This window comes from uncultured Prevotella sp. (assembly GCF_946407605.1).
Lineage (GTDB): Bacteria > Bacteroidota > Bacteroidia > Bacteroidales > Bacteroidaceae > Prevotella.
Genome location: NZ_CAMJOS010000018.1, coordinates 13,674 through 35,316, shown reverse-complemented (window position 1 = coordinate 35,316; position 21,643 = coordinate 13,674). Strand labels below are relative to the sequence as shown.

The following is a 21,643-nucleotide window of genomic DNA, read 5'->3' as shown; positions in this document are numbered from 1 at the left end:
AGGTGGAAAGAGGAAAGAAAATAGTGAAAAGAGGATAGATTTACAGTAATGGCGACAGTACTCGCATCAACGACTCACCCAAACGGGTGAAGAAACGGGGATGCATGCGACGAGGCATACTGGTAAGAGCCACAGAAGTCTCTGCATCGCGTAAGAAGGTCTCTTTCATCTGAAGCGCCACCTCATGGTCGTACACAAAGAGATTTCCCTCGAAATTATTAAGGAATGAACGGAAATCGATGTTGGTAGAGCCGCAAGTGCTGATGCCGTCATCGCACACCATCATCTTGGCATGCAGGAACCGTGGCTCGTAGAGCAGTATCTGGATGCCGGCCTCCTGAGCCTCACGCAGATAGCTGCGACTGCCCCACTCTACAAACCAGCCATCGGTCTTGCGAGGCACCATCACCCTGACATCGACGCCAGAAGCGGCAGCGGTCTTCAGAGCGAAGAACACGGCATCGGTGGGCAGGAAATAGGGCGTCTGGATATAGATGTACTTCTTGGCAGCGAGGATGATGCGCACATAGCCCTGCATAATCTCCGGATAGGCCGCCAAGGGCGCTGAGGTCACCGTCTGCACCACACATTGCTCATTGTCTATCGATTCAATAGGCGGATAATACTTCCTGTCACTCAACAGCGTTCTATCCACGAAATACCAGTCGATGAGGAAAGCGCGCTGCATGGTATAGACGCCGCAGCCCTCAACACGCAGCATCGTATCGCGCCAGCCGCGATTATGACGGCCCTTCACATAGCGCAAGGCCAGATTCATGCCACCAATATAGCCCACACTGCCATCAATCACAATAATCTTGCGGTGGTTGCGATAGTTCACCTTACGTGCAAAGGTGGGGAAACGAACAGGAAGGAATGGTTCCACCTCGATGCCCTCGACACGCATCCGCTCAAAGAATCGGTTCTTCACGCTCCAACAGCCCACATCATCGAAGAGCACACGCACCTCGACCCCTTCTCGAGCTTTCGCAATCAGTGCATCAGACACGAGTCTTCCCAGCGCATCATCCTCGAAGATATAGATATCGATATGGATATGACTGCGGGCAGAGGCAATATCGCTCAGCAAGGCAGGGAAAAACTCGTAGCCATCAGTAAGAATCTCCACCTTATTATTATTAAAGGGCAGCGAGAAGCTTTCGTTGACAAAGAGGTCGATGACGGGTTTATAGTCCTCGGGCAGCTGCAGGTCATGTTGTTCCACAAAACCAAACATAGAACGTTTGGTCAGCTGGTCCATAGAGCGCTGACTAACCATCCGTTCCCTTCGGGTGTTAACGCCAAAGAACATGTAGGCGATAATGCCTACCACAGGCAGGAACCAAATCACCATGACCCAAGCCATCGTCTTGGCAGGCTGACGATTATCCATCACCACATGGATAATAGTCGAAATGACGATTATCTCGTAAATGATGAGTAGTATGGTCTGCCAAGTCATTGGTTTTGAAACTCTTAGGTTTGAGGATTATTCGATATCGATAAGCTTATGGGTCTGTAACGAGAGCCGCCATTGGGGATGCTGTTTGATATACTCGACACAGGCTTGGGTGATGGCTTTATTGCGCTCGGCATCGCCCACATCGCAGGGCTGCAGATAATAGTAGTCAGCCTCGAGTTCGATATCAGGGACATGCTCGGCATCGACAAAGATTACCTTTACCTCATTACAATGCTGACGTATGGGGGATTGCTTGGGAGATACCGTGAGCCAGTCCAGATTACGAGGAGCGAAACGAGTGCCATTACTCTCCATCGCCACTTCGTAGTCGTGCTGATGCAACAAATCTACAAAAGCCTCATCGACCTGGAGCGTAGGTTCGCCACCTGTCAGGACGATAAGAGGTCTGAGGGCTCTTGCGTCTCCCTGGCAGCAAGCGTCCTTCAGCAGATTGGAAGGTCGAGGGCTGAGAGCCTCAACCTCTGCCACGATATCCTCGTCACTCATCTCGCGATAGGATTCAAACTCCGTATCGCAAAACGAGCACCGCAAGTTGCAACCCGCAAAACGGATGAAGACAGCAGCACGACCCGTGTTGCGTCCCTCACCCTGTAATGAATAAAAGATGTTGTTAATCCTCTTCATAGGCTGCCATATTGCCCTCGCTCTCCTGAACCTCGGCCCTATAGCAGGTAGGAATCTGCTCCACACACCAACGGGCGATATTCTCGGCCGTAGGGTTAAAGGGCAGCACATCGTTCAGGTTCTGATGGTCCAGTCGACTCTTGATGTTTCGTTTAATCTCGGTGAAGTCGACCACCATACCATTCTGATTCAACTCTTTCGCACGACAGAAGAGAGTGATAACCCAATTGTGTCCATGCAACTGTGAGCACTTGCTCTCGTAGTCCAGCACAAGATGATGGCTGGCTGAAATCTCTAATCTTTTCTGAATGTAATACATAATTCGTTTTAGACAACGAGATCGCTCCCCAGCCTCTTAGCCAGCTCATCACGAATCTCTTTGGTTTCCTTATGTTCTTTTAATAATTGCATCATTCGTTCCATATTGTTGCCCACCTGCTGCAGTTGTCGCTGGATTTCCTTCAAGCGATGCTCAACGATATCCAAGCGATAGTCCATCATCAGATGAAGCACACGCTGGCGCAGAGAACCCTCACGGGGTTGCGCCGCAAAACGGCCGCCTAGCTGGTGACGGTCGATGGCCAGACGGGTGGCCAGCTGACTGACCTGTATGTCGGGATGGCTGCAGAAATAGGTCTCGGCCTTGAAATCAGGATCGTCGCTATGTTCCACTGCCTCTGACAGTATCTGATTATGTATAGGCAAGACAAACGTGAGTCCGTCCTGCGAGAGGTCGAAACTGATATACTGCGCAACATTGAACGAGACCTTGCCGCCATCTTCCGTCTCTACATCCTGGAAAATAATCTCCTCACCGTGACGTACAATCTCGCGAACCAGCAGCAGCTCCACAGAAGAAGCCTGCTCGGTGGGGGTATGCAGCGTCAGAGGAGCTTCCTGTTGCTGTGGCTGTTGCGGTTGTTGAGCCTGCTCCCTTTCCAGTTCTCGGGCGTTGTCCTTTTCCTTATCCTCAATACCCCTGCGGATGTATTTGTTCATCTCGGCAATGAGGGTCTGCTCCTTCATGTTGATACGATGGGCAAAGTCGGTGATATAGGTAGAACGCAGTATTTGGTCGGGGATCACAGAGATGCTCTTCACTATGCCGCCGATGGCCTCACTACGCTTCACGGGGTCGCTAACATTCTCAACCGTCAGCCGACTCTTGAAGGAGATAAAGTCCGTTTGGTTCTCCTCAATATAGCGTTTCAAGTCGTCAGTAGAATGCTTACGGGCAAACGAGTCGGGGTCGTCGCCATCGGGCAGCAGCAGCACTTTGATATTCATGCCCTCAGCCAGCAGCATGTCGGTACCTCGCATGGCAGCATGGATACCAGCCTCATCACCATCATATAATAAAGTAATGTTGTTGGTGAAGCGATGGAGCATGTGAATCTGATAGGTGGAGAGCGCCGTTCCGCTGTTGGCCACCACATTCTCGATACCTGCCTGATGCATGGCGATGACGTCGGTATAGCCCTCGACCATAAACACGCAGTCTTCCTTCACTATAGCCTTCTTGGCCTGATAGATGCCATAGAGCTCACGCTCCTTATGGTAGATTTCCGAGTCGGGCGAGTTGACATATTTCTGTGCTACGCCCTTGGTACGGCTATCAAGCACACGACCACCAAAGGCTACCACCTTGCCACTGATATTGAACCAAGGGAAGATGGCACGACCTGCATAGCGGTCGTATATAGTGACCTCTTTCCTCTTTTCACTTTCCTCTTTCCTCTCAACACACAAGCCCGTCTTCACAAGGAACTCAGGCTTATAACCCTTGGTCTTAGCCGCCTGTGCCAGCGCATCACGCTTTTGAGGTGCATAACCCAGTTGGAACTTCTCAATGATATCATCGCGGATGCTACGACTGCGGAAATACTGCTTGCCAATGGCGATGCCGTCAGGATCGTTCTTAAGTATATTGTGAAACCAGTCCTTGGCCCACTCGTTGACGATAAACATCGACTCACGCTCGCTCTGGGCTTCACGCTCCTCGTCAGTCAGTTCCTTCTCAACAATCTCGATATTGTATTTCTTAGCCAGCCAGCGCAGGGCCTCAGGATAGGTCAATTGCTCGTGCTCCATTAGGAAACCAGCAGGCGAGCCACCCTTGCCACATACAAAGCAGTGGCAGATATTCTTCGAGGGCGACACCATGAACGACGGGTTGCGGTCGTCGTGGAAGGGACACAAGCCTTTGTAGTTCACGCCACTCTTGCGGAGTGTCACAAACTCACCCACCACATCAACAATGCGGGCTGCATCCAGAATTCTATCTACCGTCGCTCTGTCTATCATCTTCTATTAGGTATTTGGCAACGTAAACACAAAACGTGCACCATCAGTATAAGCGGTGTCAAGCACCACATCGCCACCCAGGCGGCGGGCAATGCTACGGGCTACGGTGAGTCCGATGCCTGCACCCTCGTAGTATTCATCCAGCTGCACAAACTCTTCAAAGATATGCTCTGCCTCTTCTGCCGGCACACCCTTACCCGTATCCTCCACCACAAACTGAATGAATTGTTTGTCGGCGGTAGTATCAACAAGAAGGCGGACGGTACCCTCAGTAGTATCCACACCCTGAGGATGCAGGAACTTTTTGGCATTGCCCAACAGGAACTGCAGGGTACGAGAGGCCTGCTTCAGGTTGGTTTTCAACTGCAAATCTTGCACAGCAGGTGCCACCTGATAATCGAAACAGAGATTTTTCTGTCCACGAAGACCGCCAATCGCAATAATTGCCTCGTCGGCAATACGCACTGGTGTCACCTGATCCTCTCGTTCTATAACGGTCTCGCTGCTGGCCTCGCTCAGTTCCAGCATCTTACTCACCAGATTGGTGATGCGATCAGTGCTCTCCACTATACGGTGGTTGATGCTATGGCGCGTATCGGCATCGAGTGTCTCGCTATCGGCCGTCAGAATTTGCGAGAAGCCTGACAGGACATTGAGCGGTGTACGTATCTCGTGAGATATCTGATGAATAAAGTCGGTCTTCATCTTCAGCGACTCCTCAGCACGTTCGCTGGCCACCTTCAACTCTTTGTTACGCTGGGCCAATTCTCTGTTTTTATGTCTCAGCTTGCGGGCCGCCAACCAGATAAGCAGCATAATGATTAGCAGAGCTACAGTCAGGATGACGCTGATGATAGTAACAAACTGACTCTTGCGACGGGCATTGGTATTCTCCAGCTCATCGACTTTGAAGATGGTACGCAACTCATTAAGTTGGGTGCGAGTATTGGCCCTGTTCAGCGAATCGCTCAACTCAAAGGTACGGGCATACATCTCCGCAGCCTCCTTATAACGTCCAGCAAGCATCAGAATGTCAGCACGCTGCTTATGAACAGGAATCAAAGTAGGTTTGTCGTTAATCACGCTACACATCGCCAAACGTTCGGCATTCAGCTCGAGAGCCTCCTCATAGCGACCTTGAAGCATACGCAATTTAGCACGATAGAACAACAGATAGAGCCACTCGTAGTTATTCTTCTCTGGCACATGAATGGCAGTCTCATTGAGCAATTCCTCTGCTTCTTCCAATCTATTGAGGCCAAGTTTGCCCTGAGCACAGGCTATAAAATAGTTAGCCAAAATAACGTCCAGGTCGCGATTATCGCCTTGTGCCAACCTGTGGTCTATCACCTTCTTCCAATCCACAGTAGCCGATTCAAGTTTATCGTATTGATGCAAAGCATCCAAAGCATCACAATAATAAGGATAAATCTCCAGCAATACAGACTGGTCTATGTTGCGCATCAGGGGGATGCTCTTCTCAAAGGCATCGACCGACTCCTCGTAATGGCTCATGCTGTAATACACATTACCCATATTAAAGTAAGCCATCGACTCACCATACTCGGAGCCTAAGCGATGGGCCTCCTCATACATCATCTTCACTTCTCGAAGTGCCTGATTATACTGACCAGTGAAGTGGTAGGCACCCACCAGCATATGCCAGGCTTGCATCTTCTGACGAACCATACCATGCTCTTCGGAGAATTCCATCATATCATGAGAAAGCGGGAAGATGGAGTCGTAGATGGCCTCGTTGAAATAATCGAGAATACGGTCCACGCGGGCTTCTGCCTCAGCGACAGTGTTGCCCTGACGATGGGCCTCAGTCTGCCATTCGTCCAGAACCTTAAGTTGCAGGTCGAAATCGCCTATCAGCAGACTCTGGTTGTAAATGGCTTCCATTGCTGCCAGGCGTTCCTCGCCTTTGAGTTGGGGTAATTTTTTATTCAGAGAATCGATAACCAGTATTGGAGTCGAAGCTGCAGACATACCTGCTGCTACAAACAGCAGTAAGCCTACAATCATTCGCAAACGGCAGGCAGGTTGAGTCGTATGATATATCTTATTCTTCATCAATCATTTCATTTTTTAAGGTACTTAGCCAGCTCTGAGCCATTGGCCTTGAGACCTTTGGCAAACGACTGTGCATTCATCTGGGCACCCAATTTAGAGGCGTGGGTATGGTCCTTCTTGAAATAGATGCTAGCCTTCTCCTTAATAGCAGCTATTTCAGCCTTAGCCTTAGCTCCATCGTCAGAGAGGCGTTTCTTTGCGAATTTCTTGTCAAGGAAGTCGGCAGAGATGTTGTGCATATCAATGAACTCAACACCTGTCTCCTCAACCACCTCGCGATACCACTTGCCGTATGTGTCGTCACGACGTTCAATCTTGCCGTGGGGCCACTCGTTGCGAGGAGTCAGACTAACAAGGATGGGCGTAGCACCCTTCTCTCGCACGTCGTCAATCATCTTCTTTAGGTACCAACCAAAGCTATATACCACCTCATAGGTATCGTTATCCATACGATAGACATGTAGGGTGTCATTAGCACCTGGAATCACACCACGTGCTTTCTTGTCGGTAATGGGAGAGATGTCGTTATGACCAAATTGGATAGTGACAAAATCACCAGGCTGCAGAGAGTTATAAACCTTATCCCACAAGCCCTCGCCAATAAACGTTCGAGTGCTACGACCAGCACGTCCTGCATTGACAAGGGTTATCTTGCTCTCGTCGAAGACAGTAAAGGCAAGCGAGGCCCAACCCCACATACCGTCATCATCACTATCGGCATTCTTCACCGTCGAATCACCAGTAAAGTAAAGCACGGGCTTTCTTGACGTGTTATTAGCATGATTCGAACTCGTACTGGCCAAATAATTCTCCGGCTCTGCATTCTTCATCATCGCCTTCAGGGGAGTGAGCAGAGGATTCGTGCTTTCATAAATGCCTATGGCGGCACTCTGTGCATTCATCTCAGCACCAAATTTCGATGTATGGATCTTATCGCCCAGGAAATGATAGTCCACCTTCCAACGGCTATAGCTGTCAAGCTTTGCTCCACTAATCTCGTTCAGATCTATAAAAGGTACACCCTCTGTGGCTGCCACATAGGCTGCCCATTGCGTCTGCGGCTTACGCACAATCAGTCCGTTGTCATCAAAAGCATTGCGAGGGGTCAGCGACATCAGAATGGGGTTGGCCCCCTTAGCACGGATCTCAGAGATATACTTGCGTAGATAGTTGCCATAAGAATAAACGGTATCCTGCTGCTGAGTGCGCTGGTTGAAGCCGATATAACAGGTATCAGGGTCCACACCAGGGATGACGGCACGCGCCCTTCTCTGGTCGAAGAACTCACCATTATCATTATGACCTATCGACACAACTACCCAATCGCCTGCCTTCAAAGCCTCACGGATGGCTGGCCACAGGTCTGTATAGAAAGTGCGTGTAGACATGCCGCCCAAGGCATGATTCTCTACAGAGATCTTGTTGGCATCAAAATATTTTGGAAAATAATAGCCCCAGCCCCACTGGCCATTGTTACCATTGCCCAGCGTACCATTGCGCATAGTGCTATTGCCCACCAGAAACATTACAGGGTTCATTCCCCTGCGTGTTGACCCTGGCTTTGGACGCGACATCAGTGCCTTGGCTATGGAATCGGGGGTATTGTCCACCACCTTATTGACATCTTCAATAGGGTCTGGCAGATTATCAAAGTCTTGGGCCCACGAGGTGAGCGCCAGCGACATAAACACCATGATTGATAGTAGTCGTTTCATCCAAGTTTGCTTTTAGCCTGCAAAGGTAATGAAAATCGAGCGAAATACAAAATAAATTAGTATTTATTACAATTTCAACATTGCCACCAAATCCAGCCTTTCTTCTGCGAGTTCTTTCATAACCTTCAAACTCGAGAAAGGTACTTATCAGAAAAAAAAATTAAAAAAGTATGTTTCTTTTGTCTTTTCTTTTTGCATTTTCCTTGTTTATTCGTACCTTTGTAGCGTTTTTTATCTATTGACACATGCTGATATACCGCTGGCTGACCATATTTGGCCGATACATTATGCTAATGGGAAGAACATTCTCGATGCCCGAAAGGTTGAGAATGTTCTGGAAGCAATATGTCAAGGAGATGGCCCAGCTGGGCATCAATTCCATTGGCATCGTGCTGCTCATCTCGTTTTTCATTGGTGCAGTCATCTGCATCCAAATGAAGGTAAACATTGAGAGTCCCTGGATGCCCCGCTGGGTGGCGGGCTATACCACCCGAGAAATAATGCTGCTGGAGTTCTCAAGCAGTATCATGTGTCTGATACTGGCTGGCAAGGTTGGATCGAACATCGCATCGGAGATAGGCACCATGCGTGTAACCCAGCAAATCGATGCCCTAGAGATTATGGGCGTGAACTCGGCCTGTTACCTGATACTGCCTAAGATTCTAGGTCTGCTCACCATCATGCCCTTCCTCGTGATATTCTCGAGTGCTATGGGTATTGTAGGTGCTTACGGCACTGCCTATATTGGACATATCATGCCACCCGACGACCTGACACTGGGTCTACAGCACGACTTCGTGCCTTGGTTCATGTGGATGAGTATTATCAAGAGCCAGTTCTTTGCCTTTATCATTTCCAGCGTGGCCAGTTTCTCTGGCTATACTGTCGAGGGCGGCTCAGTGGATGTAGGCAAGGCCTCTACCGATGCGGTAGTCACGTCGAGTGTGCTTATCCTTTTCTCTGATGTCTTCTTAACACAACTGCTGTCATGATAGAAGTAAAGAACCTATATAAGAGTTTTGGCGACAAGGAGGTGCTGAAAGGCATCAACACGGTATTTGAGGATGGTAAGACCAACCTGATTATCGGTCAGAGCGGCAGTGGTAAGACGGTACTGATGAAAAATCTGGTGGGATTGTTTGAACCTACCAGTGGACAGGTGCTCTACGACGGACGCGACTTTGTGCGGATGTCGAAGAAGGAAAAGGTGATGATGCGACGCGAGATGGGTATGATTTTCCAAAGTGCTGCCTTGTTCGATTCGCTGTCAGTTCTTGAGAACGTGATGTTCCCCCTTGATATGTTTTCACCGATGAACCTGCGAGAGCGTGAGAAGCGTGCCATATACTGTCTGGATCGTGTAAACCTCTCAGGAGCCGAGAAGAAATACCCTGGCGAGATTTCTGGTGGTATGCAGAAACGAGTGGCTATTGCCCGCGCTATTGCTTTGAATCCCAAATACCTGTTTTGTGATGAGCCAAATTCAGGTCTCGACCCCAAGACATCGCTGGTCATTGACGACTTGTTGCACTCAATAACTCAGGAGTTTCACATGACCACCATCATCAACACCCACGACATGAACTCTGTGATGGGTATTGGCGAGAATATCGTGTTTATCTATGAAGGCCATAAAGAATGGCAAGGCGTTTCTTCGGAAATCATGAATTCCACGAACAAACGCCTCACCGACTTTATCTTTGCCAGCGACCTACTGAAGGAAATGCGACAGGCCGTGACGGGGAAACAGTAAAGATTAGAATTCCAATACGAGGGTCTGCCGAGGCTTCAGCTTGTGGTCTCTCGACAAATCGTAATAGAGTCCTGTAGGCACATCCTTGCCTCTCTTGGCGTTACCAATCATTTCCTTATAGCGAGTTACCTCGAAAGTGGCGGGCTGAATAGTGCCGTTGAGGATGGTCATAACCGTGCGTCCCTGATATTGACGGGCTACGACATAGACGCCGTTGTGGGGTATGAACTGCGTCATTTTTCCTTTTGTTATCAACGAATTATTTTGTCGCCAATGCAACAGACGACTAAGCCAGCGGAACATATCGTTCTCAGCCTTAGTACGGCCCTGCTCTGTAAAGGCATTATGACTGTCTCCAGGAAAACCACCCGGGAAGTCCTTACGGACGTTACCATCAGTCACTGCCTTGGTACCATTCATCATAATCTCTGTACCATAATACAACTGAGGGATGCGGTTGACGGTCAGTAGTAACGCCAGCGCCTGTTTCAGCATCAGCGAGTCCTGTCCGTCCTCAAGAAAGCGGTTGGTATCGTGATTATCGATAAAGGCCATCACCGATGAGGAGTTGGGATAGAGATAATCATAGACAAACGAGTTATAGATGCGGTTGTAGCCGCGCCACCAGGCATCGGTATCCTCGTGCTTGCAGCTGTCGAGTGCCTCCTGGAACGAGAAGTCCATCACGGTCTTGAGATAGCTTCTCTCTTTCCTCTTTCCACCATCATCCTGCCACGTAGCGGTATAGGCGGGTACGGTGACCCAGGTCTCGCCCACGGTGTTGAAGTTGGGATATTCCTCGCTGAGTTCCTGCATCCATTGGGCCATAGGTTCGGCAAAGGCGTAGGGATAGGTATCCATGCGGATGCCATCGATGCCGGCGGTCTCTATCCACCACTTGGAGTTCTGAATGAGATAGCGCATCAGGTGGGGGTTGCGCTGGTTCAGGTCGGGCATCGTAGAGACAAACCAACCTTCGACGGTCTCACGCCTGTCGACAGCAGAGGCGTATGGGTCTAAAATGGGGGTCAGCTTGTAGCTGGTTTGCAAGAAACTGGTGTTGCGCGAGTCGCTGGTGCCACCCGATTCCTTGAGCCAGTCGCTTAGGTTGAACCAGTCCTTCGACGGCATATCCTTCACCCACGGATGCTCGAAGCCGCAATGATTGAAAATCATATCCATCACCACCTTGAGGCTTTTCTGATGACAAGCGTCAATCAGCTGGCAATACTGTTCGTTGGTGCCGAAACGCGGATCAACCTGATAATAATTAGTGGTAGCGTATCCATGATAGGTGGCCCACTGATCCTGATCAGGGGAGTTGTTTTCAAGAATCGGCGTGAACCAAAGTGCCGTCACACCCAAATCAGTAAAATAGTCGAGATGTTCCATCAAGCCCTCAAGGTCGCCACCGTGACGCAGCGAAGGGGCTGTACGGTCTTCCTTATAGCGGTTCATTCCTTTAATTTGCGGCTGGTGATGTGAACCCTGCGCAAAGCGGTCGGGCATCAACAGATAGAGCACATCGCTGATATCAAAGCCCTTGCGCTCCTCGCCTTTCTTCTCACGGGCCTTCAACTCAAAGGATTGAGGTTTGAGGTTTGAGGTTTGAGATTTAAACTTAAGCGACATTGTGCCGGGCTGGGCATCCTTCACATTCATGTAGATAAGCAGATAGTTAGGCGAATCGAGGCGCACTAAACTGTCGATGCGAACACCAGGATAGTCGGTGGTTACATTCTCAACATCACGAATACCTGCACCATAGACCATCAACTGCACCTGCGGGTTCTTCATGCCCACAAACCAGTTGGCTGGCTCTATGCGGTCTATCCCTATCTTCTTGGCTGCTGTGGCAGTGATTGCAGTACCCACAAGGAGACAACCTATCAGAAACTTCTTCATAATTGTTTAGTTATGTATGATTAATGCAGATTGAGGACTCACCATCACACGATTGCCGCTAACCTCACCTAGACCATTCTCGTCAATCTGATTATCGCAGCAAACCACTGTATAGCGTCCATCAGGAATATCGATACCAACAACTTCCGGGTTGGCATTTAGCACCACGATGATATCGCCCCAAGAATCATCTGCCGCATGATCCTTCAAGCGATAAGCTACAGTATAGTCAGGTGACGGCAAGAACTCCAAGTGCTGCTGCACCAATACTGTGCGAGCCATGCGGAAGGCTGGATGATTCTTACGAAGAGCTATGAGATTCTTATAGTAATCAAAGACCTCAGGATAACGTGCTTTATTCTCCCAATCCAGGCGATTAATACTATCAGGTGACTCATAGGAATTATGAACGCCCAACTTGGTACGAAGCAGTTCTTCGCCACTCAGCATGAAAGGTACCCCCTGAGAGGTAAACACCGCTGTCTGTGCTAACAGATCGAGACTAATCAATTCATCATCAGTAATGCCCGGGATACTGGCTCTCAGTCGGTCTGTCAGACACATATCATCATGACAACTGACATAAGACATCATTTGTGTTGGCTCAGCTGCCCACGGCTCTTTGCTGTAATTAACCTGCGACATATCCACCTGCGGATGATCAATACAACCTGCTATTCCAAACTTCAGGCTCTCCTCACAATGAGGCGCACAAGCCAGGAAGGCACCCATGGCGTTATCTGACCAAGGACCCCGCAGGGCATCGCGAATCTCATCAGAGAAGGCAGCGATGCGAGGCATCTTCGAGATATTTGCCTTCATACCCAGCTGTTCATTGGGTAGAGCACAGGCGCCAGCACTCCAGCCTTCACCATAGATAAAGATATTGGGATCTATCTCGTCGACAGCCTTTCGAATGGCGTTCATCGTCTCGATATCATGACACCCCATCAGGTCGAAACGGAAGCCATCGATATGATATTCGTTAATCCAATGCATCACCGATTCTATCATGAACAGGCGCATCATGGGCTTTTCGCTGGCGGTCTCGTTGCCGCAACCGGAGCCGTTGCTGTAGCCCGAGGGCTCTCCGTCGGGAGCAGTAGCTTTCCTATAGTAGTAATCGGGATAGGTGCGCTGGAAGTTGGAGTGGTCTATGTCGTAGGTATGATTATAGACCACATCGAGGATGACGGCGATACCAGCCTTGTGAAGAGCCTGCACCATCTGCTTGAACTCGCGGATGCGACACAAGGGGTCGTAGGGGTCGGTGCTGTAGCCACCCTCAGGCACATTATAGTTCACAGGGTCGTAGCCCCAGTTGTATTGTGGCTCGTTGAGTCGAGTCTCGTCCACAGAGCCGTAGTCGTATGAAGGCAGAATATGTACTGCATTGATGCCCAACTCCTTGAGATGTTCAATGGCCCAAGGCTCCGTCAGCGCCAGGAACTTACCTGGATGCTGGGCCAAAGGCTGATTGACGGAGAAATCACGATGGTGCATCTCATAAACCACGATATCCTGAGGCATGCGGCGGACGGGTTGGTCACTCTCCCACCCTTCCGGATTCGTGTCACGCATATCAACAACGACACCCTTCTCGCCATTCACACTCACCGCTTTGGCAAAGACACCAGGCGAGAGACTTTTATTGACAAGGAACTGATAGGTATGTCCCTTGAGGTCGCCTTTAGCTGTAGCCGTCCAGATGCTGTCGGCTCCCAGCGTCATCGGCAGCACCTCATCGTCCATCACCACATAGCACGTGGCATCTTCAGGCGCAAAGAGTCGGAATACTGTCTCGCTGGGCGAGTAGGTCATCTCGTCGAAATGAAACACCTTCTGTTCTGATTCGCAAGCGGAGAGGATGAGGGCTATCATGCCTGTTATAATGCTTTTCTTCATACTATTTTGCTATCAGGGAAACGGCGAAACCACCACCGGGGGCTTCTTTGAGTTTGAGTGTCTGACCAGCCTTCACCACCTTCTTGGTGATAACGTAGGCCTGCGGATTGGTCTCGTAGTGGGCATCGGGGGCATCGGCATAGATGGTGCATTCGTACTTTTTGTCCTTATCCAGGAAGTCGAGCTTGATGGTGCTCTGGTGTCCGTTCTCGTCGCACTTGCCGCCAATGAACCAGTTGTCGGTACCCTTTGCCTTGCGGGCTACGGTGATATAGTCGGCAGGCTCGGCCTCGAGATAGATACTCTGGTCCCAGTCGCAGGCCACGTCGCGGATGAACTGGAAGGCATCGTCAAACTTCTCGTAGTTCTCAGGCAGGTCGGCAGCCATCTGCAAGGGCGAATACATGGTGAGATAGAGAGCCAGCGAACCGGCAATGGTGATGCGGGCCCACGAAGTATTTTCACTCCACTCGGAGAGCTTGGTGACAAAGATGCCTGGGGTAAAGTCCATAGGACCGCCCTGCAAACGGGTAAACGGCAGAATGCAGGTATGATCGGGACGTGAACCGCCGAAGGCCTCATACTCTGTGCCTCGGGCACTCTCGTTGCCCACCAGGTTGGGATAGGTGCGGCAGAGACCCGTAGGACGCGTGGCCTCGTGGGCATTCACCATAATATGATGTTTGGCGGCTTCCTTCACCACATAGAGGTAGTGGTTGTTCATCGACTGCGAGTAGTGGTGGTCGCCACGAGGGATGATATCTCCCACATAGCCCGTCTTCACGGCATCGTAGCCATATTTATTCATCAGGTTGAAGGCGGCCTCCAGATGGCGCTCGTAGTTCTGAGTAGAGCTGGAGGTCTCGTGGTGCATCAGCAGTTTTACGCCTTTAGAGTGAGCATATTTGTTCAGCATCTCGATGTCGAAGTCGGGATAGGGCGTCTGGAAGTCAAAGACGTCGCGCTTCCACATATTGGCCCAGTCCTCCCAGCCTACATCCCAGCCTTCTACCAGCACTTGGTCGAGTCCGTTCTTAGCGGCAAAGTCGATATAGCGCTTCACCTTCTCGTTGTTGGCAGCATGACGTCCATTGGGCGTTGAAAGTTGATAGTTGAAAGTTGAAAGCTTTACGCTGGGGACATCATCTGTATAGTGCCATGATGACTTGCCCACAATCATCTCCCACCATACACCGCAGTATTTCGTGGGATGAATCCAGCTGACATCATCCAAAGCGCAAGGCTCGTTGAGGTTGAGGATGAGGTTTGACGACAGCATATCGCGGGCATCGTCGCTCACCATCACCGTACGCCAAGGGGTCTCGCAAGGGGTCTGCATAGCACCCTTCAAGCCGGTAGCATCGGGAGTCAGGTGACTCACAAAGGTATAGGGCTTGGGCAACTCGCACTCAGAGGCTTTAGGCCAAGGGGTATAGGCATTGCTGCCACCACCCAACTCGGTAGAGAACTGCTCTGTCTTCTCGTCAATCAGTTCCAGGTGCATCGTGGCGTAGTCGGCGCAAGCTGCCTCGTGGATATTAATATAAAGACCGTCGGCACTCTTCATCTGAAGCGATGTCTGCACACCTGTAGGCGAGAATACCGCCACTGAACTGTTGCCCCAGTTGACGGCTTCCTGCATACGACCACGAATCTCGCTGAGCTTCGTCTCCTGAGTCTCCTGTTCCTGCGTATCGTAGTCGCCAGGCAGCCACCAGGCTGTATGGTCGCCAGCCATCGCAAACTCACTCTTCTCTTCCTGAATCAGGAAATAGTTCAGTTCGGTCTGCTGCGGGAACTCATAACGGAACCCGATACCATCATCGTAAACGCGGAAGCGGATGATGATATGACGTTCGTGGCGACGGAAAGCCAAACGCTGACCACGAGTGCCCTTGGGAGGCGCCGATTGCCACTCTTGCGACAAGGTGGCCGCATATTCGTTATAGTGATTACGGATATTGCGGGTCTCACCCCATACGGGTTGCCAAGTCTCGTCGAACTCCGAGGTTTCTTCCTTCACAAGCGTAAAACCTTCCAGCAGACTCCTCTCCTCCATTCCCATCGAGGCGTGCTTGTCTCTTGCCAGTTCCAAGCCCAGATGCGAAGGCAGCACAACTGCCTTTCCCTTATAATCTAAGGTGTAGGTAGGTCGACCATCCTCAACGGTGAAGTTCAGCACCACATTGCCATTGGGCGATTTCACCTCTGTAGCCATCATCGTCAGGGGAGCGACAATCAGGCTCAATAATAGTTGAAGTCCAGTTTTCATGTCTTATCTGTTTCCTTGTTTAATAAGTAGCGTTACCTCGTGGTTGAAGTCATCAGCCTTGAGCAGTTGTTCAATGGTGAGGTGCATACGATAGCGCCAGTAGTGACGGGGATTAGCAGGAATATTGATACGTTCTGCGTTCTGGTCAGGCAAGCGCAGATGCTCGTCGATAGAGAGCCAATCCTGTAACGACAGTAGACAGAGCATAGAGGGCGACATCAGATGACGGGCAACCACCTCCTTGCAGAGCGATACTGGCATAGGATGGGGAGCGGGCCCCTCGTGGTGCAACTCGCTGTTAAAGTAGTCTTGCGTGCGAGCCTCATCCTCGTCCCACCATTGGCGCAACGTAGGCATATCGTGCGTAGAAATGGTGCAAACCGAACGATAGGGGTTCAGCTGCAGCTGTCCGAAGCGAACACTAGGGTCTTTGGGCATCGACTGAATCTCCAGAGAGAGGATGCGCAATTCGTTCATCACCCAAGGCACGCAGTCGGGCACCATTCCCAGGTCCTCGGCACATACCAGCATACGGGTGGCCTGCGTCAGGCGAGGCAGCTTCTTCATGGCCTCATTATACCAATACTGGTTGTTGCGACGATAGAAATAGTCGTTGTACAGATGATTGAAGTTATCCTTCTCCTCGTCAGACAATTGCTGGTAGGCAGGCTTGAACTGAATGGAGATACGAGGATGCCAGCGGTCTGCACGCTTATGGTCCACCAAGAACAAATCGTCCAGATGACCATATACGCCATAGGCCTCAATCTCCTCACGACTCATACCGAGGGCGGGGGCAAACTGTCCCATCAGACCAGACTTCTCAGGTACGGGAATCTCCCAGATGCGGAAGAAACCCAGCACGTGATCTATACGATAGGCGTCGAAATACTCCGCCATCTTGCGGAAGCGGCGCACCCACCACGAGCAGTCGTCCTTGAGCATCTCGTCCCAGTTGTAGGTGGGGAAGCCCCAGTTCTGTCCGTCGTCCGAGAAGGGATCGGGTGGTGCTCCAGCCTGTCCGTTGAGGTTGAAGTAACGCGGCTCTACCCATGCTTCCACGCCATCGCGACTGATGCCGATGGGGATATCACCCTTCAGTATCACCTTATTCTTACGTGCATACTCGTGGGCAGCACGCATCTGCTGGTCGAGGACATACTGGATGAAATACCAGAAGTCGAGCACCTTAGCATCAGCCTTCGGCAGGCTCTTGGGCCACTCAGAGAAGGTGGCGGTACCGTATTTATCACGATAGAAGCAGAAGCGGGCATAGGGCTCCAGCCACTGGCGGTTGTCATCGACGAACTTCTTATAGGAAGCACGACGTTTGATGGTGGCACCCTCTTGTTTGAAGATAGCCTGCAGATAACCCATCTTGGCCTCCATCATGCGTTCATAGTCTATCTGTGGCAAGGCATTCAGTTCCTGGCGCAGCGTTTCGTACTTCGCTTTCAGAGTCTCATCCTTCAGGGCTGGCAACTGACGCAAATCGGTATATTGCGGATGCAGGGCATAGATGCTGATAGAGTTGTAGGGATAAGAGTCCTGCCAGGTATGAGTGATAGTAGTATCGTTGATAGGCAGTATCTGCAGCACGTTCTGACCCGTCTTGGCACACCAGTCTACAATCATCCTCAGGTCGCCGAAGTCGCCTACGCCGAAGCTCCCCTCACTACGCAGCGAGAAGACGGGAATCACAGTACCAGCGCCCTTCCACAGCGGGATACTGAACCACGACTGCTGCACCTCGATGACCACCACCTCGCCAATCTCCATAGCGGGTTTCACCAATATGCGATTCTCGCAATTCTCCCAGATAACAGAGTCGTTGCCTAAGATGATAAACTTATAGTCCACCACATCAGGCAGCAGGTCTGCATCAAGACTGACCACCCACTCATGACTCTCGTGTTCTGCCATCGGCAGTGCCTTCGAGCAGTCCCACTCACCCAAATAGAGCGATGAGCCTACCAGTGCAAGTCGTTCGCCATTGCGCAACTGTGGAGCACGCACCTTCAGACGGATGGTCCGTTTAAACTCTGTTCCTGTGCTAAGCTGTCGTTCACGTGACATCACACAATCGGTAAATGCCGATGAGTACATATAACTATCTTCTGGCGTATCAATCCAGTGGTCGTAAATAGTATAGCGCACACCTTTCTTGGCTGCAAACTCCAGGCGGTGGGGCTCTACCAGCCATTCGTGGCGTATCTCTTTGTCACCACGCATCAAGCTGTAGTAATAATCCATAAATTTCCCAGCCACAGCCTGTTTACCGTTCATTTCAACCGTCCAGCGATAGCCATCCTGTGTTGACATGACATGCTGCTCAACCTGTTGGTTTTCACCTATCACGTTCAACACCAATTCCTCTCCGAAATTCGTCCGATACTCGAGATTAAATAGTAGTTTCATTTGCTTAGGTTTTATTTTTTCGTCAAAAGTACGACAATTTTCCCATGCGACAAAAGCTTTTGCGCATTTCATGGGCAAGAAACGATGCAAACGTTTGCACTACTTTACAAGACAACATACAGGGAAAAGCCCTGTCCTGTAAAGGAAACGTCCAGTATTTTTGACTTGATATACTTCTTTTTCAGATAATAGGTCAGCTCCGTACCCAGCAGTCCGATGGCAGCTCCGGCACACACATCATGCACATAATGGCGATCCCGTCTCACGCGGTCTGCTGCCACCAATGTAGCCAGTCCATAGCCGCCAACAGTAATCCATGGTGACAGATGGCCGTATTCATGACGCAACGTGGTGGCTCCAGCAAAAGCATACATAGAATGTCCAGATGGAAACGAACGCTGGTCGCTATCGTCAGGACGCCATTCCTTCACAGTATGCTTCAGTCCGTAGGTCACGCCAGTACCTACCAGATAGGAGACGCCTGCCGTTGCAATAAACTCTGTCCACGTAGGTGACTCGCTCTTAACGCCACAGGCCCGCATGGCAAAGGCCGAAGCCATCGGCACATGCTGCATCACATCGTCGAAGGCTTCTCCCTGGGCAGAAGCAGCCCTCGGACAAAATATCAGCAAGACCACGACGAGACGTATTATCGCGGCTCTCAGACCATCATCCCTCATCTCTTATCCTTGATGGCAAATACGCAAAGAGAACCAACGAGCAGCAGGGCACCAACCACAAACATCATACTATCCTGCATGCCTACCAAGTGCAAAATTTGTCCGCCACAAAGAGCTGCAATGATCTGCGGCAGGCAGATGGTGCCGTTAAACAGCCCCAGATAGGCGCCCATATGTCCACGTCCCTGCAGGGCATTGGTAACAAACGTGAAAGGCATAGCCAACATCGCAGCCCATGCACAGCCAATCAGCAGGAAGGGTACTATCTGCAGATAGCGGTCAGGACAGAATGGAATCAGGGCGAAGCCGATACCACCCAGAATCAAACTGACGGAGTAGGCTAGTTTCGTATTAGCAAAACGTGGCAGCACCATAGCCCAGGCCACACTACCCAGCGCCTGAATAGCATAAAGTACACCCGTCCAGTTACCAGCTTCCTGATAAGCTGCCGTCTCGGCATCAGCCGTTCCCCACACCGTCAGCGACACAGCATCAACGACATAGGTCCACATATACAGGAACGCCGCCCAGCAGAAGAATTGCACCAAGCCCACACGCCAGAAGGTGGCAGGGGCATTTTTCAGCAGAACGAGCCAATTGCCACTTGACTGACTCGCTTCGCCTTCAGCACTGGCCTCATTATATTCTGCATACTCCTTTGGATTCCACTCCTTCACCGTCAGCGTGGTATAAATGACACAGACAATGAGGATAGCAGCGCCGACATAGAACGACCAGATAACCGTATCAGGCACGACGCCCTCGGGGGCCACATTACTCAGTCCCAGCCATGCGAAGAAGAATGGGAACAGGAAGCCCACCACACTACCGGCGTTGCACAAGAACGACTGGATGCTGTAAGCCTTGGCTTTCTGCACCTCGTTCACCATGTCGCCCACCAGCATCTTGAATGGCTGCATCGCCATGTTGATACTTGTATCGAGTAACATCAACGCCAGCAAGCCCACTATCAGCACCATACCCACTGTTGTCAGTCCCAGCGAGCCAGCATTAGGCAGTAGGCACATCACGACCACAGCCATCGCAGCACCTACGAAGAGATAAGGTATGCGGCGACCGAAACGAGTCCATGTCTTATCGCTCAATGTACCCACAATGGGTTGCACCAAGATGCCCATCAAGGGTGGCAGAATCCAGAAGAAACTCAGGTCGTGCGGGTCAGCACCCAGCGTACGGAAGATTCTCGAGATGTTAGCACTCTGCAAGGCGTAGGCTATCTGCACGCCAAAGAACCCAAAGCTCAGGTTCCATAGTTTCCAAAAACTTAAATCAGGTTTCGTTTTCATATCGTATTTGTATTATCTTTCACCTTTCACTTTTCAACTTTCACTTTTCAACTTTCACCTATCTAGTAGTACCTCTTAATATTAGGCGCGTGCGCACGACACGTTTTTCGGCCCGTTCCAAGGGGATGGTGCCTTCCACATGGCCTATCAGGATACTGGCAGCCTCTTCACCCACCATCACGCCACGCTGCTCCACCGTAGTCAGCATTGGCTCACAAGCGATGGCTCGCTCACCATTGGTAAAGCCGCAGATGCTGATATCCTCCGGCACTCGCAAGCCCATACGCTTCACAGTATAGAGGATACCGATGGCAGTATCATCGTTGACGGCAAAGAACGCATCAGGGTAATAGTCACCATCAAACAGCGATGGTGTGATGATTTCCGCATCCATGCGGTTGTCGCAGATACGCGTCAGCGTGTCGTCGAAAGGCAGCCCGTGTTTCAGCAGCGCATCCTTATAGCCATTGAAGCGGTTCTTGGCAATCTCCAGGTTCATCTGCGAACCGAAGAAGGCAATTCGCCTGCAGCCCGTCTGAATAAGGTGACTCACCGCATTGAAGGCCCCCGTATAATCATCGACCACTACCCTACTAGCATTCACGCCCGTACATATCCTATCATAAAACACCAAGGGAACTCCCGCGTCGATAAGCTTCTGGAAGTGTTCGTAGTGCTGCGTGTCCTTTGCCTGCGACACAATGATGCCACAGACCTTGTTCTCGTAAAAAGACTGACACAGTCTGACTTCCTTCTCATAGCGCTCGCCACTCTGTGCCACCATGATACGATAGCCACGAGCCTCAGCCTCCTCCTCAATGCCTTTCAGGATAGTCATAAAATAATAGTGCACCAGCTCTGGTACGATGACGCCAATCACCTTCATGGGTTGCACCTTGCTGCGTCGCAACGACTCAGCCAGCACATTAGGTGTGAAGTTATGTTCGCGAGCATATTGCTGAATCTTCTGCCGCATGTCTTTCGATATGCGAGGCGAGTCCTTCAGGGCACGCGAGACGGTGGCTACCGAGACACCCATCTCGGCAGCAATATCCTTCATCGTAAGTGATGCTATCTCTTTCATCAGGTCGTATTGTTTGTTTTGACGTTACAAAGATATGGAATATTTGCCTACATCCTATTTCTCTGCTGCGTAATATTACACCTCTTACTATGCAAACGTTTGCACTATATAATAACG

15 protein-coding genes are annotated in these 21,643 nt (G+C 50.6%); 2 read left to right on the top strand and 13 right to left on the bottom strand.

All coding sequences use genetic code 11. The features are described from left to right. Positions 1 to 40 precede the first annotated feature (40 nt). From cls to Q0R57_RS08820, 6 genes are read right to left on the bottom strand one after another with little or no spacing between them, the layout of a single operon-like run. Positions 41 to 1,462: a cardiolipin synthase gene (gene cls, locus Q0R57_RS08845; RefSeq protein ID WP_294746207.1), complete on the bottom strand. Its 1,422-nt coding sequence runs from the start codon at positions 1,460 to 1,462 to the stop codon at positions 41 to 43. A 27-nt stretch (positions 1,463 to 1,489) separates the two neighbouring features. Continuing rightward, a complete protein-coding gene (locus tag Q0R57_RS08840; protein ID WP_294746204.1) occupies positions 1,490 to 2,107 on the bottom strand; it encodes a radical SAM protein in 618 nt (205 codons plus the stop codon). After that, positions 2,094 to 2,426: a 6-carboxytetrahydropterin synthase gene (locus Q0R57_RS08835; protein ID WP_294746201.1), complete on the bottom strand. Its 333-nt coding sequence runs from the start codon at positions 2,424 to 2,426 to the stop codon at positions 2,094 to 2,096. The genes Q0R57_RS08840 and Q0R57_RS08835 overlap by 14 nt, the downstream gene beginning before the upstream one ends. Positions 2,427 to 2,434: 8 nt before the next feature. Next, positions 2,435 to 4,411, bottom strand: coding sequence for a DNA primase (gene dnaG / locus Q0R57_RS08830; protein WP_294746196.1), 1,977 nt, complete (start codon positions 4,409 to 4,411; stop codon positions 2,435 to 2,437). 6 nt (positions 4,412 to 4,417) lie between these two features. Continuing rightward, the gene (locus Q0R57_RS08825) at positions 4,418 to 6,487 is read right to left on the bottom strand and encodes a tetratricopeptide repeat-containing sensor histidine kinase (protein WP_294746194.1); all 2,070 of its coding nucleotides are present in this window, start codon (positions 6,485 to 6,487) and stop codon (positions 4,418 to 4,420) included. 8 nt (positions 6,488 to 6,495) lie between these two features. Further along, positions 6,496 to 8,181, bottom strand: coding sequence for a GDSL-type esterase/lipase family protein (locus Q0R57_RS08820; protein WP_294746315.1), 1,686 nt, complete (start codon positions 8,179 to 8,181; stop codon positions 6,496 to 6,498). A 266-nt stretch (positions 8,182 to 8,447) separates the two neighbouring features. On the opposite strand from Q0R57_RS08820, the gene Q0R57_RS08815 reads away from it, so the two are divergent. Further along, the gene (locus Q0R57_RS08815) at positions 8,448 to 9,194 is read left to right on the top strand and encodes an ABC transporter permease (protein ID WP_294746191.1); all 747 of its coding nucleotides are present in this window, start codon (positions 8,448 to 8,450) and stop codon (positions 9,192 to 9,194) included. Then, positions 9,191 to 9,955, top strand: coding sequence for an ABC transporter ATP-binding protein (locus Q0R57_RS08810; RefSeq protein WP_294746188.1), 765 nt, complete (start codon positions 9,191 to 9,193; stop codon positions 9,953 to 9,955). Before Q0R57_RS08815 ends, Q0R57_RS08810 begins: the two co-directional genes overlap by 4 nt. Positions 9,956 to 9,958: 3 nt before the next feature. Here the strand turns inward: Q0R57_RS08810 and Q0R57_RS08805 are convergent, their stop codons facing one another. The 7 genes from Q0R57_RS08805 to Q0R57_RS08775 all read right to left on the bottom strand — a co-directional run bounded on the left by Q0R57_RS08805 (position 9,959) and on the right by Q0R57_RS08775 (position 21,526). Next, positions 9,959 to 11,860 (bottom strand): alpha-amylase family glycosyl hydrolase, encoded by a 1,902-nt coding sequence (locus tag Q0R57_RS08805; protein ID WP_294746185.1) that lies wholly within the window; start codon positions 11,858 to 11,860, stop codon positions 9,959 to 9,961. Between the two features lie 6 nt (positions 11,861 to 11,866). After that, positions 11,867 to 13,741 (bottom strand): type I pullulanase, encoded by a 1,875-nt coding sequence (gene pulA, locus Q0R57_RS08800; RefSeq protein WP_294746312.1) that lies wholly within the window; start codon positions 13,739 to 13,741, stop codon positions 11,867 to 11,869. Positions 13,742 to 13,766: 25 nt separating this feature from the next. Beyond that, positions 13,767 to 16,037 carry a glycoside hydrolase family 97 protein gene (locus Q0R57_RS08795; RefSeq protein ID WP_294746182.1) on the bottom strand — a complete coding sequence of 757 codons (2,271 nt, stop codon included), beginning with the start codon at positions 16,035 to 16,037 and terminating at the stop codon, positions 13,767 to 13,769. Positions 16,038 to 16,040: 3 nt separating this feature from the next. Next, on the bottom strand, positions 16,041 to 18,455 hold the full coding sequence (locus tag Q0R57_RS08790; protein WP_294746178.1) for a 4-alpha-glucanotransferase: 2,415 nt from the start codon (positions 18,453 to 18,455) through the stop codon (positions 16,041 to 16,043). 104 nt (positions 18,456 to 18,559) lie between these two features. Further along, positions 18,560 to 19,135 (bottom strand): phosphatase PAP2 family protein, encoded by a 576-nt coding sequence (locus Q0R57_RS08785; RefSeq protein WP_294746175.1) that lies wholly within the window; start codon positions 19,133 to 19,135, stop codon positions 18,560 to 18,562. Next, positions 19,132 to 20,442 (bottom strand): MFS transporter, encoded by a 1,311-nt coding sequence (locus Q0R57_RS08780; protein ID WP_294746173.1) that lies wholly within the window; start codon positions 20,440 to 20,442, stop codon positions 19,132 to 19,134. Before Q0R57_RS08780 ends, Q0R57_RS08785 begins: the two co-directional genes overlap by 4 nt. 58 nt (positions 20,443 to 20,500) lie before the next feature. Continuing rightward, a complete protein-coding gene (locus Q0R57_RS08775; protein ID WP_294746170.1) occupies positions 20,501 to 21,526 on the bottom strand; it encodes a LacI family DNA-binding transcriptional regulator in 1,026 nt (341 codons plus the stop codon). Between the last annotated feature and the right edge of the window lie 117 nt (positions 21,527 to 21,643).